Origin of the sequence: Pseudomonas sp. NFACC45 (genome assembly GCF_900113505.1) — a bacterium.
Classification (GTDB): Bacteria; Pseudomonadota; Gammaproteobacteria; order Pseudomonadales; family Pseudomonadaceae; genus Aquipseudomonas; species Aquipseudomonas tehranensis.
Map to the genome: position 1 here is coordinate 471608 of NZ_FOPO01000002.1, position 17639 is coordinate 489246.

Consider the following 17639-nt stretch of genomic DNA (forward strand, 5'->3'; position numbering starts at 1 on the left):
TCTCAGCCCTCCTTGTTTGGCGGCCAGCCATTGGTATTGATTTTCGCGCTCCACTTGAGGAACTCGGCGATGTCGTTGACTTCCTGTTCGCTGAGGTTGAATTGCGGCATGGCTCGGCGTCCGGGCACGCCCAAAGGCTGCATCTTCATCCAGGCTTGCAGGAACGGCGTGAAGGCTTCATCGCCGCCGCGCCGGTTGACCACATTGCCCAGCTCCGGCGCGAAATACGCGCCCTCGCCCAGCAGGGTGTGGCAGCCGATGCAGTTGTTGCGCTCCCAGACGCCCTTGCCGCGAATCACCGATTCGGTCAATTGCGTATCGTTACTGCGTTCCGGAAACGTTTGTTCCGAGTGGTAGGTCAGGGCCAGGAAGATCAGGAAAAAGAACACGCTTCCCCCGAAATAAATATTCCTGGCCATGCCTTTGGTGAAGGTATCTGACATGGTCACTTCCTCATTGCTTGGCGTGTCCATTCTAGGAAGTGAGGGTCTGAAACCCGCTTGATGGCGATCAAGAATCTCCGATGGTTTTAGTGGGTTGTTCAAACACCGCTCGAAAGTCAGATGAGCTTTTGCTTTTGTGGCGAGGGGATTTATCCCCGCTGGGCTGCGAAGCGGCCCCCGACATGCTGTCTGATACACCGAGGTAGCAGAACATTTGGGTCTGCTTCGCAGCCCAGCGGGGATAAATCCCCTCGCCACAGGGGGTTGCATTCGCAGTGTCAGGCAGCGGAGATGATGACGCCCCCGATCACCGTCGCCAACAGCACCGCCCAACTCAACACCAACCAACGCCACAAGCGCGGCGCATGGCGCAGTTCCATGAAGCCGTCGGCGATCAACCAGGCCTTGGTCACCGCCACCGCCAGGATCGCGACGGACACCAGCCCGGTGGCAGCGACCTGGCCCAGGGCAACGGTGCCGATGCTCAACACGGCCAGTGTCATCCAGCAGGTGATCAAGACATGGGAAGCCGACATGAGCACCTCCGCTCAACCAAGAATGTAGACAACCGGAAACAGCAGCACCCAGACCAGGTCCACCATGTGCCAATACAGCACGCCGGATTCCAGCCCGCTGCACTGCTGCGAACCGTAACGCCGGCGCCGGCAACCCTCGGCCAGCCAGCCGAGGATGACCATGCCCAGCAGCACGTGCAGGAAATGAAACGCGGTGAGGATCCAGTACAAGGTGAAGAAGGTGTTGTGCTCCAGCCCGAGGCCGTTCGCCCACAAGTGGGCGTACTCAATGAGCTTGAGCGCCACGTAGGCGCCGGCAACCAGCAAGGCCAGCCACAACAGCAGCGCCCCTTGGCGTGGCCGGTCCTGCCGGACTTGCTCCTGGGCCAAGGCGGCGAACAACCCGGCGCTCAGCAGGCTGAGGGTCATTGCCAGGCCGGTGGAGCGGTCCAGCAATTGCCGGCCTTCGCTGAACAACGGCGGGTTCAATGCCTGGGCGACAGCGAACGCCAGGATCAGCAAGGCAAACACCGTCAGTTCGGCGAGGATGAAAAACCACATCGCCAGATCCCCTGGCAAACGCCGGGTGGACAGCGCAGCGGCTTCAGCCGAAGTGAACATCGACCACATCCATCAGCGCGGCCACGGTCTGCGGATCGTCGCTCAACGGCTCGGCCAGGCAGGCCAGGCAGGCTTGGCGCGGGTCCATGCCGGATCCGATCATGCGCGCGGCGAAAATCAGCAGACGGGTGGAGGCCACCTCCTCCAGATCATGTTGATCGAGCCGGCGCAGCGCCTGCCCCAGCCGCACCACCTGGGCCGCCAGAGCCATATCCACCCCGGCCTCGCGAGCCACGATGCGCTCTTCATCGGCAATCGTCGGATAGCCAAAGCGCATCGCCACGAAACGCTGGCGGGTGCTGGGTTTCATGCCCTTGAGCAAGTTCTGGTAACCGGGGTTGTACGACACCACCAACATGAACGAGGGCGGTGCCTGAAGAACCTCACCGGTGCGTTCCAGGTACAGCTGCCGGCGATCATCGGCCAAGGGATGCAACACCACCGCGGTGTCTTGGCGTGCCTCCACCACCTCGTCCAGATAACAGATACCGCCCTCGCGCACTGCTCGGGTCAGCGGCCCATCTTGCCACCAGGTGCCCTGGGCGCCAATCAGGTGGCGCCCCACCAGATCGGCTGCGCTCAGGTCATCGTGGCAAGCCACGGTGTACAACGGCAATTTCAGTCGATGGGCCATGTGCTGGACAAAACGGGTCTTGCCGCAGCCCGTCGGGCCTTTGACCAGTACCGGCATGCCGTGCTGCCAGGCCTGTTCGAACAACGCCAGCTCGTTGTCCTGGGGTTGGTAGAAAGGTTCGGCCGGGTGTTCAAGGGTGTGGATAGCGTTCATGGCATGACCTGATCAGATAACACGATTGCCAGCCACGCTACGGGCCCCTGCGACAACCTGGCAAGGGCTGTGGCCGGCAAACTTGATCGCCGTCAAGCAGGTAACCACCGGCCTGGGCATAGCCTTGCAGCGCACCAAGAATCTGCGCGCCGAACGTCAACTGCAGGGCCGCGCGGGTCATGCCTGAGGAGAAATGGAATGCTGATCAGCCACAAAAAATCGTGGGTCATGGGGGTCGGGGCGCTGTGTACGGCGCTGGCTGCACTCAATGCCTTCGCCAACCCACCCGCTGCGCCGCAAGACGCCCGTATGGTCAAGACCGAAGGCGCACCGGACCTGAGCCAGGCCGACTTCGACTCGGCCAAGCAAATCTACTTCCAGCGCTGCGCCGGCTGCCACGGTGTGCTGCGCAAGGGCGCCACCGGTAAACCGCTGACACCCGACATCACCCAGGGCCGCGGCCAGGCCTATCTGGAGGCGCTGATTACCTACGGTTCAGCCGCCGGCATGCCCAACTGGGGCACCTCCAACGCCCTGACCAAAGACCAGATCACGGTAATGGCCAAGTTCATCCAGCACACCCCGCCTACCCCACCGGAATGGGGTATGGCCGAAACCCTCAAGACCTGGAAGGTGTTGGTCAAACCCGAAGACCGGCCCACCCGGCAACTCAATTCGCTCAACCTGCAGAATCTGTTTTCGGTCACTCTGCGCGACGATGGCAAGATCGCCCTGATCGACGGCGACAGCAAGAAGATCGTCAAGCTGATCGACACCGGTTACGCAGTGCACATCTCGCGTATCTCGGCATCGGGCCGCTACCTGCTGGTGATTGGCCGGGACGCCAAGATCGACATGATCGACCTGTGGCCCAAGGAGCCGACCAAAGTCGCGGAAATCAAAGTAGGCATCGAAGCGCGCTCGGTGGAAACCTCCAAGTTCAAGGGCTACGAAGACAAGTACACCATCGCCGGCTCCTATTGGCCGCCGCAGTTCACCATCATGGACGGCGAGACCCTGGAGCCCAGGCAGATCGTCTCGACTCGCGGCATGACCGTCGATACCCAGCAATATCATCCCGAACCCCGGGTTGCGGCGATCATCGCGTCACATGAATGGCCGGAGTTCATCGTCAACGTCAAGGAAACCGGCAAGGTGATGCTGGTCAACTACCAGGACATCAAGAACCTCACCATCACCAGCATCGACGCCGCACCGTTCCTGCATGACGGCGGCTGGGACAGCAGCCATCGCTACTTCATGACGGCGGCGAACAACTCCAACCAGGTTGCAGTCATTGACTCCAAGGAACGCAAGCTCACCGCCCTGGTGGATGTCGGTAAAACCCCGCACCCGGGACGCGGCGCCAACTTCACCCATCCGCTTTACGGCCCGGTCTGGGCTACCAGTCACCTGGGTGATGCCGGCGTCTCGCTGATCGGCACCGACCCAATCAAGCATCCGCAATATGCCTGGAAACAGGTGGGCTCTCTCCAGGGCCAGGGTGGCGGTTCGCTGTTCATCAAGACCCACCCCAAGTCCCGTCACCTGTACGTCGACACCACCCTTAGCCCCGACACCAAGCTCAGCCAATCGGTGGCGGTGTTCGACATCGACAAACTCGACGCCGGCTACACCGTGCTGCCGATTGCCGAGTACGCCGGTATCAAGAAGGGGGCGATGCGCGTGGTGCAACCGGAATACAACAAGGCCGGCGATGAAGTCTGGTTCTCGGTCTGGAGCGGCCAGGAAGACGAGTCGGCGCTGGTGGTGATCGATGACAAGACCCTCAAGCTCAAGAGCGTGATCAAGGACAAACGCCTGATCACCCCCACCGGAAAATTCAACGTCTACAACACTCAACACGACATCTATTGAGCCCCATCAATAAGAGGAAAAACCATGAAGCCTATTCTGCTTGCCCTGACCTTGAGTGCCGCCTTCAGCCTGCAACCGGCGCTGGCCCAGGACGGCCCGACGCTGTTCAAGAGCAAACCCTGTGGCGCCTGCCACTCCATTGACACCAAGTTGGTAGGACCGGCGCTCAAGGAGGTGGCGGCAAAGAATGCCGGCGTCGCCGGAGCACAAGAACTGTTGGCCAAGCACATCAAGGAAGGCACACAAGGAAACTGGGGGCCGATGCCGATGCCGGCCAATCCGGTGACCGATGAAGAAGCCAAGATCCTTGCGGCGTGGGTCTTGACCCTTAAATAAACGTTTAAGGAGCACATCTCTGTGGCGAGGGGATTTATCCCCGCTGGGCTGCGAAGCAGCCCCCAGAAGAGCAGAACCTATCTGCCTGACACATCGCGATGTCAAGTTTTAGGGCTGCTTTGCAGCCCAACGGGGATAAATCCCCTCGCCACAGGGGCACGCACGACTTTAATTCAGGAGGACGTCATGGACCGACACCGCTGTGCAACCCGGATAACCACCCTCCTCTTCGTCTTCTGTACCCCGGTGCTGGCCGCTCCCGACCACCCGCGCCAGGCGCAACTGCAACACCTGCTGGTTCAGGACTGTGGCGCCTGCCATGGCCTGCACATGACCGGCGGCCTGGGCCCGCCACTGACCCGTGAGGCCCTGGCCGGAAAATCCCGCGACAGCCTCATCGCCACCGTCACCCAAGGACGGCCCGGCAGCGCCATGCCCGGCTGGGCGCCGCTGCTGGGCCCCGACGATATTCGCTGGCTGGTGGACCGGCTCCTTCAAGGAATTCCCGCCCCATGATCCGATCTCTGCTGTCTCTCACCGCCTGCACGCTGTTGCTCTCGGCGTGTGCCCAGCCAGCGCTGCGCGGCACCGGCGACCTGGGCGTGGTGGTGGAGCGTGCCACCGGCAGCCTGCAAATCATCGAAAGCGACACGCGCACCGCCCTCGCCCGCGTCGAAGGGCTGGGGGATCTGTCGCATGCCTCGGTGGTGTTCTCCCGCGACCAACGTTATGCCTATGTATTTGGCCGCGATGGCGGCTTGAGCAAGGTCGACTTGCTGAGCGCACGCATCGACCGCCGCATCATTCAGGGCGGCAACAGCATCGGCGGCGCAATCAGTCAGGACGGCAAGCTGATCGCCGTCTCCAACTACGAACCCGGCGGCGTCAAGGTGTTCGACGCGCAGACACTGGAACCGGTCGCGGACATTCCGGCCACACCCCTACCCGACGGACAAAAACGTTCGCGGGTGGTCGGCCTGGTGGACGCGCCGGGGCAGCGCTTCGTTTTCAGCCTGTTCGACACCGGCGAAATCTGGACCGCCGATTTCAGTCAAAGCCAAACGCCACGCATCGAACGCTTCACCGCCATCGGCCGGCAACCCTACGACGCGCTGATAACACCGGACGGGCGTTATTACATGGCCGGGCTGTTTGGCGAGGACGGCATGGCGCAACTCGATCTCTGGCATCCCGAACACGGCGTGAAACGGGTGCTGGGGCACTATGGACGCGGCGAGGCCCGGCTCCCGGTGTACAAGATGCCCCATCTGGAAGGCTGGGCCATGGCCGGCCAACAGGCCTTTGTCCCCGCCGTCGGGCACCATCAAGTGCTGGTGATGGACGCCCGCACCTGGCAGCAGACCGGCACGATCGCCGTGGCCGGCCAGCCAGTGTTCGTCACGGCGCGACCCGATGGCCGCCAACTGTGGGTCAACTTCGCCTACCCGGACAACGACCGGGTGCAGGTCATCGATACCCAGACTCACGCCATCATCGCGGACCTGCGGCCAGGGCCTGCGGTGCTGCACATGGAATTCACCGCTCGCGGCGATCAGGTGTGGCTGTCCGCCCGCGACGGTGGCGAGGTGCAGGTCTGGGATCCGTATCGGCTCGAACGCCTGAGCAGCCTGCCGGCCCTGAGCCCCAGCGGCATCTTCTTCAGCAGCCGTGCGCACAAACCGGGGTACTGACCATGACACCAAGCCCACTCGCCCGCCGCCTGATCGATCAGTTCCAGCATGGCCTGCCGTTGTGCGCCGAACCCTATCGGGCAATGGCCGATGCCCTGGGTTGCAGCCAGGCCCAGGTGCTCGATTGCCTGCAGCACCTGCAACTGGCGGGCACCCTGTCACGGGTCGGCCCGGTGTTCGAACACACCCGAGCCGGGGCCAGCACCCTCGCCGCCCTGGCAGTGCCCGTGGACCGACTGCAGCAGGTGGCGGCGCGCGTCAGCCAGTACCCGGAAGTCAATCACAACTACGCCCGTGAACACCGCTACAACCTGTGGTTCGTGCTGACCGGTCCTGATCGTGCCCACCTGGACAACATTCTCCGGGAACTGGAAAACGACACCGGCCTCACGCCGCTGGACCTGCCCATGCTGACCGCTTACCGCATCGACCTGGGCTTTGCCCTGGAGGCTACCCCATGACCCCGACCTTAAGTGACCACCAGTCGCTGCAACTGCGCCGTCTACTGGAGACCGGCTTGCCCCTGACACCCCGTCCCTTCCAGGCCCTGGCCGAACAGATCGACGCCAGCGAACAGCAGATTCTTGACCAGATGCAAGACTGGCATGAACAAGGCCTGTTCCGCCGCGTCGGCCTGGTGGTCAACCACCGCGCCTTGGGCTTTGCCGCCAACGCCATGCTGGTGCTGGACGTGCCGGATGCCTTGGTTGACGAAGTCGGTCGCCGCCTCGGCCAGGCGCCCGGCATCAGCCTTTGCTATCAACGACCACGACGCTTGCCCCAGTGGCAATACAACCTGTTCTGCATGATCCACGGTCGTCAGCGCGACCGTGTCGAGGCCCAGGTCCAGGCACTGCTGGAGGCGCACTTGCTGAGTGATCTACCGCACCAGTTGCTGTTCAGCACCCACCTGTTCAAGCAGTGTGGCGGACGCTACGCCACGCCGGCCGGAGTGGCGATCGATGGATGACCTGGACCGACGCCTGATCAATCGCCTGCAATTGGGTTTGCCTCTGGTACGCCATCCTTGGCAGGCATTGGCCGAAGAACTGGAGAGCAGCAGCAGCGAACTGCTCGACCGCCTGCACGAGTTGCTCAACGACGGCGTACTCACCCGCTTCGGCCCGATGTTCGACATCGACCGCCTGGGCGGTGCCTTCACCCTGGCGGCGCTGGCGGTGCCCGAACCGCGTTTCGAGACCATCGCCGAGTTGCTCGCGGCCATGCCCGAAGTGGCCCACAACTACCGCCGCGAGCACAGCTGGAACATGTGGTTCGTGCTTGCCTGCCCCAGCGAACAGACGATCAGCGACACCTTGTTGCGTATCGAACGCCTGACCGGCCTGGAGCCGCTGAACCTGCCCAAGGAGGAGACCTACCATGTCGGCCTGTATTTCCCAGTCTGAGCCGTTGCCGCAAACGCTACCTCGTCTGGATGAAATGCCACTGGCCCTGCGGCTGGTGGAACTGACCCAGGACGGCCTGCCCTTGCTCGAAGATCCCTGGGCCTGGCTGGCCGAGCAACTGGGGCTGAGCGTGGAATCGACCCTCGACCTGCTCAAGCGTTTACAGGCCGAAGGGGCAATCCGCCGCATCGCCGCGGTGCCCAATCACTATCGCCTGGGTTATCGCCACAACGGCATGACCGTCTGGGATGTGTGCGACGCCGACGTGCCGCGCCTGGGCGCGCTGCTGGGTGCGCAGCCTTTTGTCAGCCATTGCTACCGCCGCCCGCGCCGGGCCGGTTGGCCCTACAACCTGTTTGCCATGGTCCATGGCCGCAGCCGCGAGGAAATCGACAGCTACCGTGAGCACCTGCGCTATCTGCTGGGTGACGCCTGTAGCGCTGACGACATGCTGGTGAGCAGCCGCATCCTGAAAAAAACCGGCTTGCGCCTGTCGCCGGTGGGAGCAAGTTTTGCTCGCGAAACAGCCGCCTCGGTTTCTGAGGGACTGCATCGGCTTCATCGCGGGCAAGCCTTGCTCCCACAACGAAGGAGCGACTTATGTTGAGGATCAGCCACTACCTGCGCGCCCTGGCTGGCCAATGCCCCGCGCCGCGTGTGGCGCCACCGGGCAGCACACGGCCGCCGGTGGTGATCTGGAACCTGCTCAGGCGCTGCAACCTGACCTGCAAACACTGCTACGCCACCTCGGCCGACAGCGTATTTCGCGATGAGCTGGACACGACGGCGGCACTCAAGGTCATCGACGACCTGCATGACGCGGGCGTACGGGTATTGATCCTGTCCGGCGGCGAGCCGTTGCTGCGCGAGGACCTGTTCCAGCTCAGTGCCTATGCCCGGGGCAAGGGCTTTTTCCTCGCCCTGTCCACCAACGGCACGTTGATCGACCCGAGCAACATTGGGCAGATCGAGGCGGCGAACTTCGACTATGTGGGCATCAGCATCGATGGCCTGGAAGCGACCCACGACGCCTTCCGCCAGCTCAAAGGCAGTTTTGCCCGTTCCATGGCGGCCATCGGCTTGTGTCGCGAACGAGGGATCCGGGTCGGGTTGCGCACCACCCTGACCCAGCAGAACCACGCCCAGTTACCACGACTGCTGGATCTGATGACTGAATACGACGTGCAGAAATTCTACCTGTCGCACCTCAACTACAGCGGCCGCGGCAAGCGCAGTCGCCAGCTCGACGCCCGGCAACAGATGAGCCGCGAAGCCATGGTCCTGATCTTCGAGCGGGCCTGGAGCGACATCCTGCAGGGACGCGACACGGACTTCGTCAGCGGTAACAACGACGCCGATGCGGTGCTGTTGCTGCAATGGGTGGCCTGGCGCCTGCCCCATCACTACGCCGAGCTGGAGCGCATGCTCAAGGCCTGGGGCGGCAATGCCTCGGGCAGCGGCATTGCCAACATCGACAACACCGGCGAGGTGCACCCTGACACCTACTGGTGGCAGCACTCGGTGGGCAATGTCCGCCAAACGCCGTTTCGCACACTCTGGCTCGAACGTCCCGACGCCCTGCTGCAAAAACTGCGCGAGCATCCGCGGAGCGTGGGAGGCCGTTGCGGACAGTGCCGTTGGCTGGCCATCTGCAACGGCAACACCCGCACACGCGCCTGGGCCGACGGCGACCTGTGGGGCCAAGACCCCGGCTGCCACCTCAGCGATGACGAAATTGGCTTGCAGGCAATCCCCAGCGCTTTGATTCCCAGCGTTGCATTGCCCTGTGCCCGATAACCCGACGGCGAACCTGATGATGAACCAAGGAAGTCCCATGCCTGCCTCTATCGTTCTGCCCGCTGCCCTGCAATCGCCCTTCAGACCGGGTGAAGTCGCCCTGGTGGGTGCCGGTCCCGGTGACCCCGGCCTGCTGACGCTGCGCGCCTGGAGCCTGTTGATGCAGGCCGACGCGGTGGTCTACGACCGCCTGATCAGCGCGCAACTGCTGGGACTGATCCCGCTGACATGCGCCCGGCATTACGTCGGCAAGGCCGCCGGTTGCCACAGCCTGCCCCAGGCGCAGATCAACGAACTGCTGGCCGATCTCGCTGATCAGGGCCAACGGGTTGTGCGGCTCAAGGGCGGCGACCCGTTCATTTTTGGTCGCGGTGCCGAAGAGCTGGAGTACTTGCTGGGGCGAGGTACCGATTGCCAGGTGGTGCCTGGTATCACCGCCGCGTCCGGTTGCAGCGCCTACGCCGGCATTCCGCTGACCCATCGTGACCTGGTCAATTCCTGCCGTTTCATCACCGGCCACTTGCAACGCGAAGGTGATTTGAGCCTGCCGTGGCAAAGCCTGGCGGATGACAGCCAGACCCTGGTGTTTTACATGGGCTTGTCGAACCTGGGCACCATTGCTGCGCGGTTGATGGCGGCAGGTTTGGCCGCGGATACTCCGGCGGCGTTGATCAGCAACGGCACTCGCCCCGACCAGCAAGTGCTTCGCGGCACCCTGCAACAACTGCCGGCCATGGCACGTGATTGCGTCGAAGGTCTGCCAACATTGACGGTGATCGGCAAAGTGGTCGGCTTGTTTGCCCAGCAGCCGTTGCAGCATCCGGCGCGCGTTCATCCCCTCCCCCAGGCTTTGAAGGTGGCGCTATGAGGCGCTGCTGGGTGGCCATGCTGTGGATCGGTGCAAGCCATGGCGCCGTTACCGCCGGCGCCGACCTGGAGCAGGCCGAGCGCAATTACCAGCAGCTCTGCCAACAATGTCACGGCGTGAACCGCATCGGCGGCGCCGGGCCTGCGCTGCTGCCCCAGAGCCTGGGCCGGATCAAACCCGGCGAAATCCGCCAGGTGATTGAGAACGGCCGCCCCGCCAGTCAGATGGCGGCCTTCGGTGCGCTGCTGGAACCTGCGCAAATCGACGCCCTGGCGCTGTATCTCCAGCGCCCGCCCAGCGTCGCACCAAACTGGAATGAAGCGGATATTCGCCAAAGCCATCGTGTGCTGGTGGACGTCGCCACCTTGCCCAACCAACCGCAACACCGGGCCGACCCGCTGAACCTGTTCGTGGTGGTGGAAGCCGGCGATCATCACGTCGCGGTGGTCGACGGTGATCGCTTCGAAGTGCTCGCGCGCTTCGCCTCGCACTTTGCCGTACACGGCGGACCCAAGTTTTCCCCGGACGGACGTTTTGTCTACCTGGCGTCGCGCGATGGCTGGATCAGCCTGTATGACCTGCACAACCTCAAGCTGATCGCCGAAGTGCGGGCCGGACTCAATACCCGCAACCTGGCGGTGAGCAAGGACGGTCGCTGGGTGCTGGTGGGCAACTCGCTGCCTGGCAACCTGGCGGTGCTGGATGCCCGGGACTTGTCACTGGTCAAGACGATCGCGACGCTGGGCAGTGATGGTCAGGCCTCCCGGGTCAGCGCGGTCTATACCGCTGCGCCGCGCAACAGCTTCATCGTCGCACTGAAGGATGTGAACGAGGTTTGGGAACTGTCTACCGGTCCGAACCCGGACTTCGTGCCCAGGCGCATCGAGGTCCAGGATCATCTGGATGACTTTTCCTTCTCCCCCGACTACCGCCAGTTGCTCGCCACCTCGCGCAAGGCCCAGGGTGGCCAGGTGATCGACCTCGACAGTGGCCGGGTGGTCACCGACATCAGCTTGCCGGGCATGCCGCACCTGGGTTCGGGCACCTATTGGAAGCGCGATGGCCGCTGGGTGTTCGCGACACCCAATATCAGTAAAGGCCTGGTGTCGGTGATCGATATCGGCACCTGGCAAGTCATCCGGCAGATCCCTACCCTCGGGCCGGGTTTCTTCCTGCGCAGCCACGCCAATTCGCGCTATGCCTGGACCGACGTGTTCTTCGCTCCCGGCAACGATGCCATCCACCTGATCGACAAACAGACCCTGGAAATCGCTCACACCTTGCGCCCCATGCCCGGCAAAACCGCCGCCCACGTCGAATTCACCCATGACGGCCGTTACCTGCTGTTGAGCATCTGGGACACCGACGGCGCGCTGATCGTCTACGACAGCAACACCCTCAAGGAAATCAAACGCCTGCCCATGAACAAGCCTTCGGGCAAATACAACGTGGGCAACAAGATCGAGTTCGCCGAGGGCACGTCTCACTGAGCCAGCACACCTGCCCCCGCTCGGTCCTGTAGGAGCTGGCGAAGGCTGCGATCTTTTGATCTTTTGATCTTTTGATCTTTCGCTTGAGATTCAAGTGGCTGGGGAAAGATCGCAGCCTCGTTGCACTCGTCAGCTCCTACGCAGCTCCTACGCAGCTCCTGCGCGGTTTCTACGCGGCGCCTGCGCGCCTCAGCGGGAGCAGGCTGCTGGTTCAATGACTCATCGGCGACATGGCGGTAGCCTGTCCTAGCAGCTTCTGATCAATGTCTTCCAGACGCAGCACTCGGCCGCCGGTATCGCGGGCGAGTTTTTCTGCCGCCTGGGCGTCGGAGAAGGAAGCCAGGACCACACCCATAGCGCCTTTGAGTCCCGAGCCGAGCACGAAGTACGCACTCCGCGCGTCGATCAAATGTTCATCATCCGGGGTGTTCCAGTGACTGCGGCCCATGTCGTGGACGTACAGCTGGACGTCAGCCCGATGGTTCTCCGGCTGCAGCCACCAACCGAGCATTTCTGCCGGCGAGCAGAACTTCTTCACGCCGCCGGCTGCAACCGCCGCCCCCTTGGGTCCGGGAAAATCCGTGATCACCATGCCACACACGTGACATTCATCACTGGGATGGAACGCCAGCGTCGCCTTAGAGGCCGGTGGCGACTCAGTCTTGCCGCATGCCACCAGCGCCAGGCACATCAACACCCCGGCCAGCCATCGGCCCGTCTTCACATACACCCTGTTCATCGTTACAGGCTCCCTCTATCAACGTAAGAAATCACGGGCAGCGGCGATTGAATAACCGATAGGCCAGCCACAACGGCACAGCCATCCACAACCACAGGCACAGCCAGAGCCAAGGTCCGGGCACCGGCAGGTCGCTGCCCAGGGTCAGCACCGCCGCGCCGCTGGAACCGGGGTCGAACCCCGACAGGTTGATCAACCGATACACATCGGTGGGATTGAACAGCAGCAGCCAGGGCAGCAGATCCGGGCTGAAGCGGCCTTCACTCAGCACCAGCAACGCCAGCAACGCCAGGTCAAACACCAGCACAAAGAAAAACCACACCCCCAGCGCCAGGCCGGCGGCGGTGGATTTTTCCGCCGACAGACTGCTCAGCACATAAGCAAGCCCGAGGAAAACCCACCCCAGCAGCGTGCTGGACACGATGAAGCGGCCAAACGCCCAGAGCAGCAGACTCAGCTCGATATCGTCCACCAGCAGGGCAATGGCGACCATCGCGCAGCCGAAGCCAATCAGGGTCGCCAGGGCCAGGATCAGACCGTGACCGACAAACTTGCCCAGCAGCAACTGGCCGCGCCCCAACGGATACGTCAGCAACAGCAGCAAGGTGCCGCTCTCGTCCTCGCCGACAATCGCGTCATAGGCCAGCAGCAACGCGATCAACGGCATCAGGAACGTTGCCAGGCTGGCCAGGCTCGCCACCGTCGCCGGCACCGAGGTAAAACCCAACTGGCCGGACGCTGCCGCGCCAAGCCAGGCGATGCCGATGGCCAGCACCGCGAACAACAGGCTGATCGCCAACAACCAGCGGTTGCGCAAGCCGTCACTGAACTCCTTGCGGGCCATGTTCCAGATCGGATTCATGAGCCAGTCTCCTCAAGCGCCGCGCGAACCATGTAATGGCGGTACAAATCTTCCAGGGACGGCGGTTTGATCTCGACATCCGCCGGGTCATCCTGGGCCAGTAGCTGGCGCAGCAATTTAAGTTTGCTGCCATCGGGTGCGGACACTTGCAGCCCTTGCGCGCCCCAACCTTGAGTGGCGTGCCCTTCGCTGCGCCAATGCTGGCGAAGCCAGTCGGCCCGTGACAGGCCCGAGGCGCGGATCAACGTCGGCAGCCCCGCGTCTTCGCGCAAGCGCGCCAGGCTGCCCAGGGCCAACAAACGCCCTTGGGTGAGAATCGCGGCGCGATTGATGTGCGCTTCCACACCCGGCAAGACATGGGAACAAAGAATGATGCTGGTGCCCTGCCAGCGCAGGCGATCGAGCAGTTGATAGAGGTCCTGGGTGGCGATGGGGTCCAGGCCAACAGTGGGTTCGTCCAGCAACAGCAGCCGCGGCTGGCCGAGCAAGGCCTGGGCCAGCCCCAGACGTTGGCGCATGCCCTTGGAGTACGTGCGCACCCGCCGGCTGGCCGCTTCCGCCAGCCCAACCTCCTCCAGCAAGCGCTCGACCTGTTCTGGAGCCGCGCCCTTGAGCCGGGCGAAATGGCGCAAGGTTTCCAGCCCGCTCAACTGCGGGTAAAACATCACGTTTTCCGGCAGGTAACCGAGCATTCGCCGCACGCCCGGATCACTGGGCGCCCGGCCAAATACCCGCACCTGACCCTCACTGGCCCGGAGCAGGCCGAGTATCAGCTTCATGGTCGTGGTCTTGCCCGCACCGTTATGCCCGAACAGGCCGAGCACTTCGCCCTGGGCCAGGTCCAGGTTCAGCCCGTGCAACACGGCGACATCGCCATAGCGCTGACTGACGCCTTCAATCTCGACGACGTTCAAGACACGTCCTCCTGAGCACTGTTGCGTGGCGGGGGTTGGCGCGGCGCCTCCATCAATGGATGGCTGTCCATCACCCCAGGGGATTTCATCACCGGGAACGCCCGCTGCACCCAGCGCAGCAGCTCGATACCCGGACTGTTCATCAACAGCCGAACCTGGGGGTACAGCCACAGCAGGCGATCGACGTTGTCGTTGGGCTCATAGGCCACGTCCCCGAGCCCGTCGCCGTTGCGATCCCAGCCGAGGTAGTCACTCCAGTAATTGCCGCGCCCGTCCACCGACCATTCCTGCAGCCGCGTGGCCACGTATTTGACCTGGCGCGGGTTGCCGGCGAAAACGTTGCCGGTGATGCGGTTGTCCTCCGAGCCGGCGGTCAGGTGGATGCCCACCGCGCTGCGCTCGAAATGATTGCCTTCGATGCGGTTGAACAATGAGTTGTAAATAAACAGGGCCTTGCCCTCGGCACCGCTGATCATGGTGTCGCCGGTGGACCCGTCGCGAACATCGGTAACCACGTTGTCGCGCAGAGTGGAATAGGTGATGTAGTTCATCAGGATCCCGTAGTTCTGATCCTGTTCGGAGCGGTTGCCGATGACCGTCAGTTGACGGCTTTGCATCAAGGCATAACCGGTGCGGGTGCGCCGGGTGATATTGCCCAACAGGCGGTTATCGTTAGCGAACATGTAATGCACGCCATAGCGCAGATCCTCCAGGAGGTTGCCTTCGATCAGGTTGCCGTTGGAGGTATCGATGTAGATGCCGTCGCGAGTCTCGCGGACCTGGTTGCCGATCACCCGGGCACCGTGTACCGCGTACAAGTGGATGCCGTTACCCCGGTCCTGGGAGCGCAGCCCGGGATCGCCCTGGATGCGGTTATCGATCAGACTGACATCCCGCGTGCCATCGACCCAGATACCGAAACCCGGGCCCTGCATGCGGTTGGCACGCACCACGGCCCCCTGGGCGCCAGGCTGGATGAACACCGCAGCATTCATGGCCGTGAGGTCATGCCCCCAGTCCAGGAAGGTGCAACCCTGGATCTGCACGTTGGGCGCGCGAATGATCAAGGCATTGCCCTGGCCCTGCCCCTGGAATACCGCATCCGGCGCACACGTCAGGGTCATCGGCTGGTCAATGCTGAACGACCCCCGGTACTGCCCCGCGGGCAGGCGCCATTGCCGTTCACCGTCGGCCTGCAACGGCAGGTCGGTGATCGGCTGCGGCGCTGCAAGCGCACCGCCCGAAAGGAGCAGGAGCGCCAGGGCAATGACCGGTGCGCGAGCGTAGCCCGCGGGCTGTTGCTGGTTGCCGGTCATTGAACCTGCCTCCTCGATGAACCTGCTCAGGCCTTCTCAACCAGCATGCGTCCGACCATTTCCATGTGCAGGGCGTGGCAGAACCAGCTGCAGTAGTACCAATGCAAACCGGCCTTGTCGGCGATGAAGGTGATGGACGAGGTCTGTTGCGGGCTGATCTCCATGCTCACGCCGTGGTTGGTCATGACAAAGCCGTGGGAGACGTCTTCGATCTGGTCAATGTTGGTGATCGTCACCGTCACCTCGTTGCCTTGCTTGACGGTAAACTCTGTCAGGCCATAGGCCGGCGCCATCGAGGTCATGTACACCCGCACCTTGTTGCCGTCGCGGATCACCTTGTTGTCGGTCTCCAGGTTTATGCCGTCCTTCTTGGCCAAGGCCACGGTTTCGGCAAAGTACGGATCGGTGCGGCTCCAGATTTTCTGGGTCTTGATCTGGTCACGCCGGGCGAGAATGCAGTCGTGGGGTTCGGCGAAAGCCGGGCCGTCGTGTACCAGCTTCATCTCGTCGCCGGAAATGTCGATCAGTTGGTCGTTCTCCGGGTGCAGCGGACCGGTGGGCAGGAAGCGGTCCTTGGAGAATTTGCACAGGACCACCAACCATTTACCGTCCGCCTCACTGGTTTCGGTCAGGGACGCGTGGTTGTGGCCGGGTTGGTACTGCACGTCGAGTTTCTGTTTGATGTAGTTGACCTTCTCGCCCTTGTAGGCGCGGATGGCCTCGTCCATGTTCCATTTGACCACCTGACTGTCGATGAACAAGGTGGTGTAGGCGTTGCCGCGCCCGTCGAAGGTGGTATGCAACGGCCCCAGGCCCAACTCCGGCTCTGCGACGATCACCTCGCGAGGGTCTTTGTAGCGGTCGTCGAACAGGTCATCCAGCCGGTCGATGGCGATCATCGAGACGGTAGGCGACAGCTTGCCGTTGGCGATGAAGTATTTGCCATCGGAGGAGGTATTGAGCCCGTGAGGGTTCTTCGGCACCGGAATGTAGCGGGTGAACGCGCTGTCCTTGCCATCGGTTTTACGGCCATCGACCACCGGCACCTTGGAGCCGTCCAGGGTGATGAACTTGCCGGCCTTGATCGCCGCTTCGATGCGCGGGATGTTGAACACCACCACCCAGTCGCGCTCGTTGCGCATCATACCGCCCAGGTCGTAGGCCTTCTCGGAGTTGTAGCAGGTGCTGGCGGCGTACTTGCCGGTGTAGTCGGCGTCGGAGTTGTCCAGGTTGCCATCGACGATCACCTGGAAGGCCATCTCCATTTTCTCGGCATCAATGGCGTTGAACATCGTGTAGCTGTTCTTGTCTTGCAGGTCGAAAGTGCGGCCGTCATTGGGGTGCGGGATCACGAATTCGGCGTTGGCGAACACGTACTTGGTGTACGGCACCTTTTGCAGGCGCAGGCCATGGATGGCTTGCACGTTGGGCACGGTGAGAATCTTGTCGCACTTCATGATGTCCAGGCGAATGCGCGCGACCCGGGAATTGGCCTTGTCGTTGATGAACAGGTATTTGCCGTCGTATTTGCCGTCGGTCATGGAAATGTGCGGGTGATGGCAGTCGCCGTTCTGGTACTTGGCGCTGTCACCCAGGATGCGCTTGCTTTCGTTGGTCAGGCCCCAACCGGTGGCCGAGTCGACGTTGAACACCGGAATACGCATCAGCTCGCGCATGGACGGCACGCCCAACACCCTCACTTCGCCCTGATGGCCACCACTCCAGAAACCGTAATAGTCGTCCAGCTCGCCGGGGCCGACGTGGACTTTGGATTTGGCTTCCTTGGCCGCGGCAGCCCAGGACTCACGGGTGAACACCGCGCCCCCCAACGCCGTGGCGCCGGCCAGCACCGCGCCAGTCACCGCGCTGGTGCCGAGGAAACCCCGACGACTGACGCCCTTGGGCGCTTCGACCGTGCCGCTGGTTTCGGTTTTTTTATCGCTCATGCTGTGTGCTCCATGAAAAATGAAAGGGTC

Annotated in this window: 19 protein-coding genes and 1 pseudogene; 11 read left to right on the forward strand and 9 right to left on the reverse strand. The window is 62.7% G+C overall.

Annotated features, from left to right (window positions below; all coding sequences use genetic code 11):
• Positions 1 to 2: 2 nt before the first annotated feature.
• From BM132_RS04980 to BM132_RS04995, 4 genes are all read right to left on the reverse strand, one after another.
• Positions 3 to 443, reverse strand: a complete 441-nt coding sequence (locus BM132_RS04980; protein ID WP_092398450.1) for a c-type cytochrome — start codon at positions 441 to 443, stop codon at positions 3 to 5.
• A gap of 278 nt (positions 444 to 721) precedes the next feature.
• Complete coding sequence (locus tag BM132_RS04985; RefSeq protein WP_092398452.1) at positions 722 to 979, reverse strand: cytochrome C oxidase subunit IV family protein; 258 nt, start codon at positions 977 to 979, stop codon at positions 722 to 724.
• Positions 980 to 991: 12 nt separating this feature from the next.
• Positions 992 to 1579, reverse strand: coding sequence for a cytochrome c oxidase subunit 3 family protein (locus BM132_RS04990; protein ID WP_092453721.1), 588 nt, complete (start codon positions 1577 to 1579; stop codon positions 992 to 994).
• A complete protein-coding gene (locus BM132_RS04995; RefSeq protein WP_092453723.1) occupies positions 1563 to 2366 on the reverse strand; it encodes a CbbQ/NirQ/NorQ/GpvN family protein in 804 nt (267 codons plus the stop codon). Before BM132_RS04995 ends, BM132_RS04990 begins: the two co-directional genes overlap by 17 nt.
• Positions 2367 to 2675: 309 nt before the next feature.
• Between BM132_RS04995 and nirS the strand changes: the two genes are divergently transcribed.
• From nirS to BM132_RS05050, 11 genes and pseudogenes are all read left to right on the forward strand, one after another.
• Positions 2676 to 4244, forward strand: a complete 1569-nt coding sequence (nirS, locus tag BM132_RS05000) for a nitrite reductase (RefSeq protein ID WP_256244146.1) — start codon at positions 2676 to 2678, stop codon at positions 4242 to 4244.
• A 24-nt stretch (positions 4245 to 4268) separates the two neighbouring features.
• Entirely contained in the window at positions 4269 to 4580 is a 312-nt protein-coding gene (locus BM132_RS05005; protein WP_047225832.1) for a c-type cytochrome, read from the forward strand.
• A gap of 186 nt (positions 4581 to 4766) precedes the next feature.
• Positions 4767 to 5096, forward strand: coding sequence for a c-type cytochrome (locus tag BM132_RS05010; protein ID WP_092453727.1), 330 nt, complete (start codon positions 4767 to 4769; stop codon positions 5094 to 5096).
• Positions 5093 to 6271, forward strand: a complete 1179-nt coding sequence (locus tag BM132_RS05015) for a cytochrome D1 domain-containing protein (protein WP_092453729.1) — start codon at positions 5093 to 5095, stop codon at positions 6269 to 6271. The genes BM132_RS05010 and BM132_RS05015 overlap by 4 nt, the downstream gene beginning before the upstream one ends.
• A 2-nt stretch (positions 6272 to 6273) precedes the next feature.
• Positions 6274 to 6732, forward strand: coding sequence for an Lrp/AsnC family transcriptional regulator (locus tag BM132_RS05020; RefSeq protein ID WP_092398464.1), 459 nt, complete (start codon positions 6274 to 6276; stop codon positions 6730 to 6732).
• Positions 6729 to 7241: a siroheme decarboxylase subunit beta gene (locus BM132_RS05025; protein ID WP_092453731.1), complete on the forward strand. Its 513-nt coding sequence runs from the start codon at positions 6729 to 6731 to the stop codon at positions 7239 to 7241. Before BM132_RS05020 ends, BM132_RS05025 begins: the two co-directional genes overlap by 4 nt.
• Positions 7234 to 7677, forward strand: a complete 444-nt coding sequence (locus tag BM132_RS05030) for an AsnC family transcriptional regulator (RefSeq protein WP_092453733.1) — start codon at positions 7234 to 7236, stop codon at positions 7675 to 7677. The genes BM132_RS05025 and BM132_RS05030 overlap by 8 nt, the downstream gene beginning before the upstream one ends.
• Positions 7652 to 8176, forward strand: a pseudogene (locus tag BM132_RS05035) (Lrp/AsnC family transcriptional regulator); the annotation flags it as partial. The gene BM132_RS05030 and the pseudogene BM132_RS05035, both read left to right, overlap by 26 nt.
• Positions 8177 to 8277: 101 nt before the next feature.
• On the forward strand, positions 8278 to 9474 hold the full coding sequence (gene nirJ, locus BM132_RS05040; RefSeq protein ID WP_092453737.1) for a heme d1 biosynthesis radical SAM protein NirJ: 1197 nt from the start codon (positions 8278 to 8280) through the stop codon (positions 9472 to 9474).
• Between the two features lie 37 nt (positions 9475 to 9511).
• A complete protein-coding gene (gene cobA / locus BM132_RS05045) occupies positions 9512 to 10342 on the forward strand; it encodes a uroporphyrinogen-III C-methyltransferase (RefSeq protein ID WP_092453739.1) in 831 nt (276 codons plus the stop codon).
• On the forward strand, positions 10339 to 11832 hold the full coding sequence (locus BM132_RS05050; RefSeq protein ID WP_092453741.1) for a nitrite reductase: 1494 nt from the start codon (positions 10339 to 10341) through the stop codon (positions 11830 to 11832). Before cobA ends, BM132_RS05050 begins: the two co-directional genes overlap by 4 nt.
• Positions 11833 to 12043: 211 nt before the next feature.
• On the opposite strand, the gene BM132_RS05055 is transcribed toward BM132_RS05050, so the two are convergent.
• Genes BM132_RS05055 through nosZ form a run of 5 tightly spaced genes read right to left on the reverse strand, consistent with a single transcriptional unit; the run spans position 12044 to position 17609 of the window.
• Positions 12044 to 12571: a nitrous oxide reductase accessory protein NosL gene (locus BM132_RS05055; RefSeq protein ID WP_092453743.1), complete on the reverse strand. Its 528-nt coding sequence runs from the start codon at positions 12569 to 12571 to the stop codon at positions 12044 to 12046.
• Positions 12572 to 12602: 31 nt separating this feature from the next.
• Positions 12603 to 13433 carry an ABC transporter permease gene (locus BM132_RS05060; protein WP_092398480.1) on the reverse strand — a complete coding sequence of 277 codons (831 nt, stop codon included), beginning with the start codon at positions 13431 to 13433 and terminating at the stop codon, positions 12603 to 12605.
• A complete protein-coding gene (locus tag BM132_RS05065; protein WP_092453745.1) occupies positions 13430 to 14347 on the reverse strand; it encodes an ABC transporter ATP-binding protein in 918 nt (305 codons plus the stop codon). The genes BM132_RS05060 and BM132_RS05065 overlap by 4 nt, the downstream gene beginning before the upstream one ends.
• On the reverse strand, positions 14344 to 15663 hold the full coding sequence (locus tag BM132_RS05070; protein WP_092453747.1) for a nitrous oxide reductase family maturation protein NosD: 1320 nt from the start codon (positions 15661 to 15663) through the stop codon (positions 14344 to 14346). Before BM132_RS05070 ends, BM132_RS05065 begins: the two co-directional genes overlap by 4 nt.
• Positions 15664 to 15689: 26 nt before the next feature.
• Positions 15690 to 17609, reverse strand: a complete 1920-nt coding sequence (gene nosZ, locus BM132_RS05075; protein WP_092453749.1) for a TAT-dependent nitrous-oxide reductase — start codon at positions 17607 to 17609, stop codon at positions 15690 to 15692.
• Positions 17610 to 17639: the final 30 nt, after the last annotated feature.

Bases quoted from the DNA above. Each gene is read 5' to 3' on its own strand.
- nosZ (WP_092453749.1), bottom strand. From the start codon at position 17,609: ATGAGCGATAAAAAAACCGAAACCAGCGGCACGGTCGAAGCGCCCAAG.
- nirJ (WP_092453737.1), top strand. From the start codon at position 8,278: ATGTTGAGGATCAGCCACTACCTGCGCGCCCTGGCTGGCCAATGCCCC.
- BM132_RS04980 (WP_092398450.1), bottom strand. From the start codon at position 443: ATGTCAGATACCTTCACCAAAGGCATGGCCAGGAATATTTATTTCGGG.
- BM132_RS05070 (WP_092453747.1), bottom strand. From the start codon at position 15,663: ATGACCGGCAACCAGCAACAGCCCGCGGGCTACGCTCGCGCACCGGTC.
- BM132_RS05025 (WP_092453731.1), top strand. From the start codon at position 6,729: ATGACCCCGACCTTAAGTGACCACCAGTCGCTGCAACTGCGCCGTCTA.
- BM132_RS05010 (WP_092453727.1), top strand. From the start codon at position 4,767: ATGGACCGACACCGCTGTGCAACCCGGATAACCACCCTCCTCTTCGTC.
- BM132_RS05005 (WP_047225832.1), top strand. From the start codon at position 4,269: ATGAAGCCTATTCTGCTTGCCCTGACCTTGAGTGCCGCCTTCAGCCTG.
- BM132_RS04995 (WP_092453723.1), bottom strand. From the start codon at position 2,366: ATGAACGCTATCCACACCCTTGAACACCCGGCCGAACCTTTCTACCAA.
- BM132_RS04990 (WP_092453721.1), bottom strand. From the start codon at position 1,579: ATGTTCACTTCGGCTGAAGCCGCTGCGCTGTCCACCCGGCGTTTGCCA.
- cobA (WP_092453739.1), top strand. From the start codon at position 9,512: ATGCCTGCCTCTATCGTTCTGCCCGCTGCCCTGCAATCGCCCTTCAGA.
- BM132_RS05020 (WP_092398464.1), top strand. From the start codon at position 6,274: ATGACACCAAGCCCACTCGCCCGCCGCCTGATCGATCAGTTCCAGCAT.
- BM132_RS05015 (WP_092453729.1), top strand. From the start codon at position 5,093: ATGATCCGATCTCTGCTGTCTCTCACCGCCTGCACGCTGTTGCTCTCG.
- BM132_RS05060 (WP_092398480.1), bottom strand. From the start codon at position 13,433: ATGAATCCGATCTGGAACATGGCCCGCAAGGAGTTCAGTGACGGCTTG.
- nirS (WP_256244146.1), top strand. From the start codon at position 2,676: ATGGTCAAGACCGAAGGCGCACCGGACCTGAGCCAGGCCGACTTCGAC.
- BM132_RS05030 (WP_092453733.1), top strand. From the start codon at position 7,234: ATGGATGACCTGGACCGACGCCTGATCAATCGCCTGCAATTGGGTTTG.
- BM132_RS05050 (WP_092453741.1), top strand. From the start codon at position 10,339: ATGAGGCGCTGCTGGGTGGCCATGCTGTGGATCGGTGCAAGCCATGGC.
- BM132_RS05055 (WP_092453743.1), bottom strand. From the start codon at position 12,571: ATGAACAGGGTGTATGTGAAGACGGGCCGATGGCTGGCCGGGGTGTTG.
- BM132_RS04985 (WP_092398452.1), bottom strand. From the start codon at position 979: ATGTCGGCTTCCCATGTCTTGATCACCTGCTGGATGACACTGGCCGTG.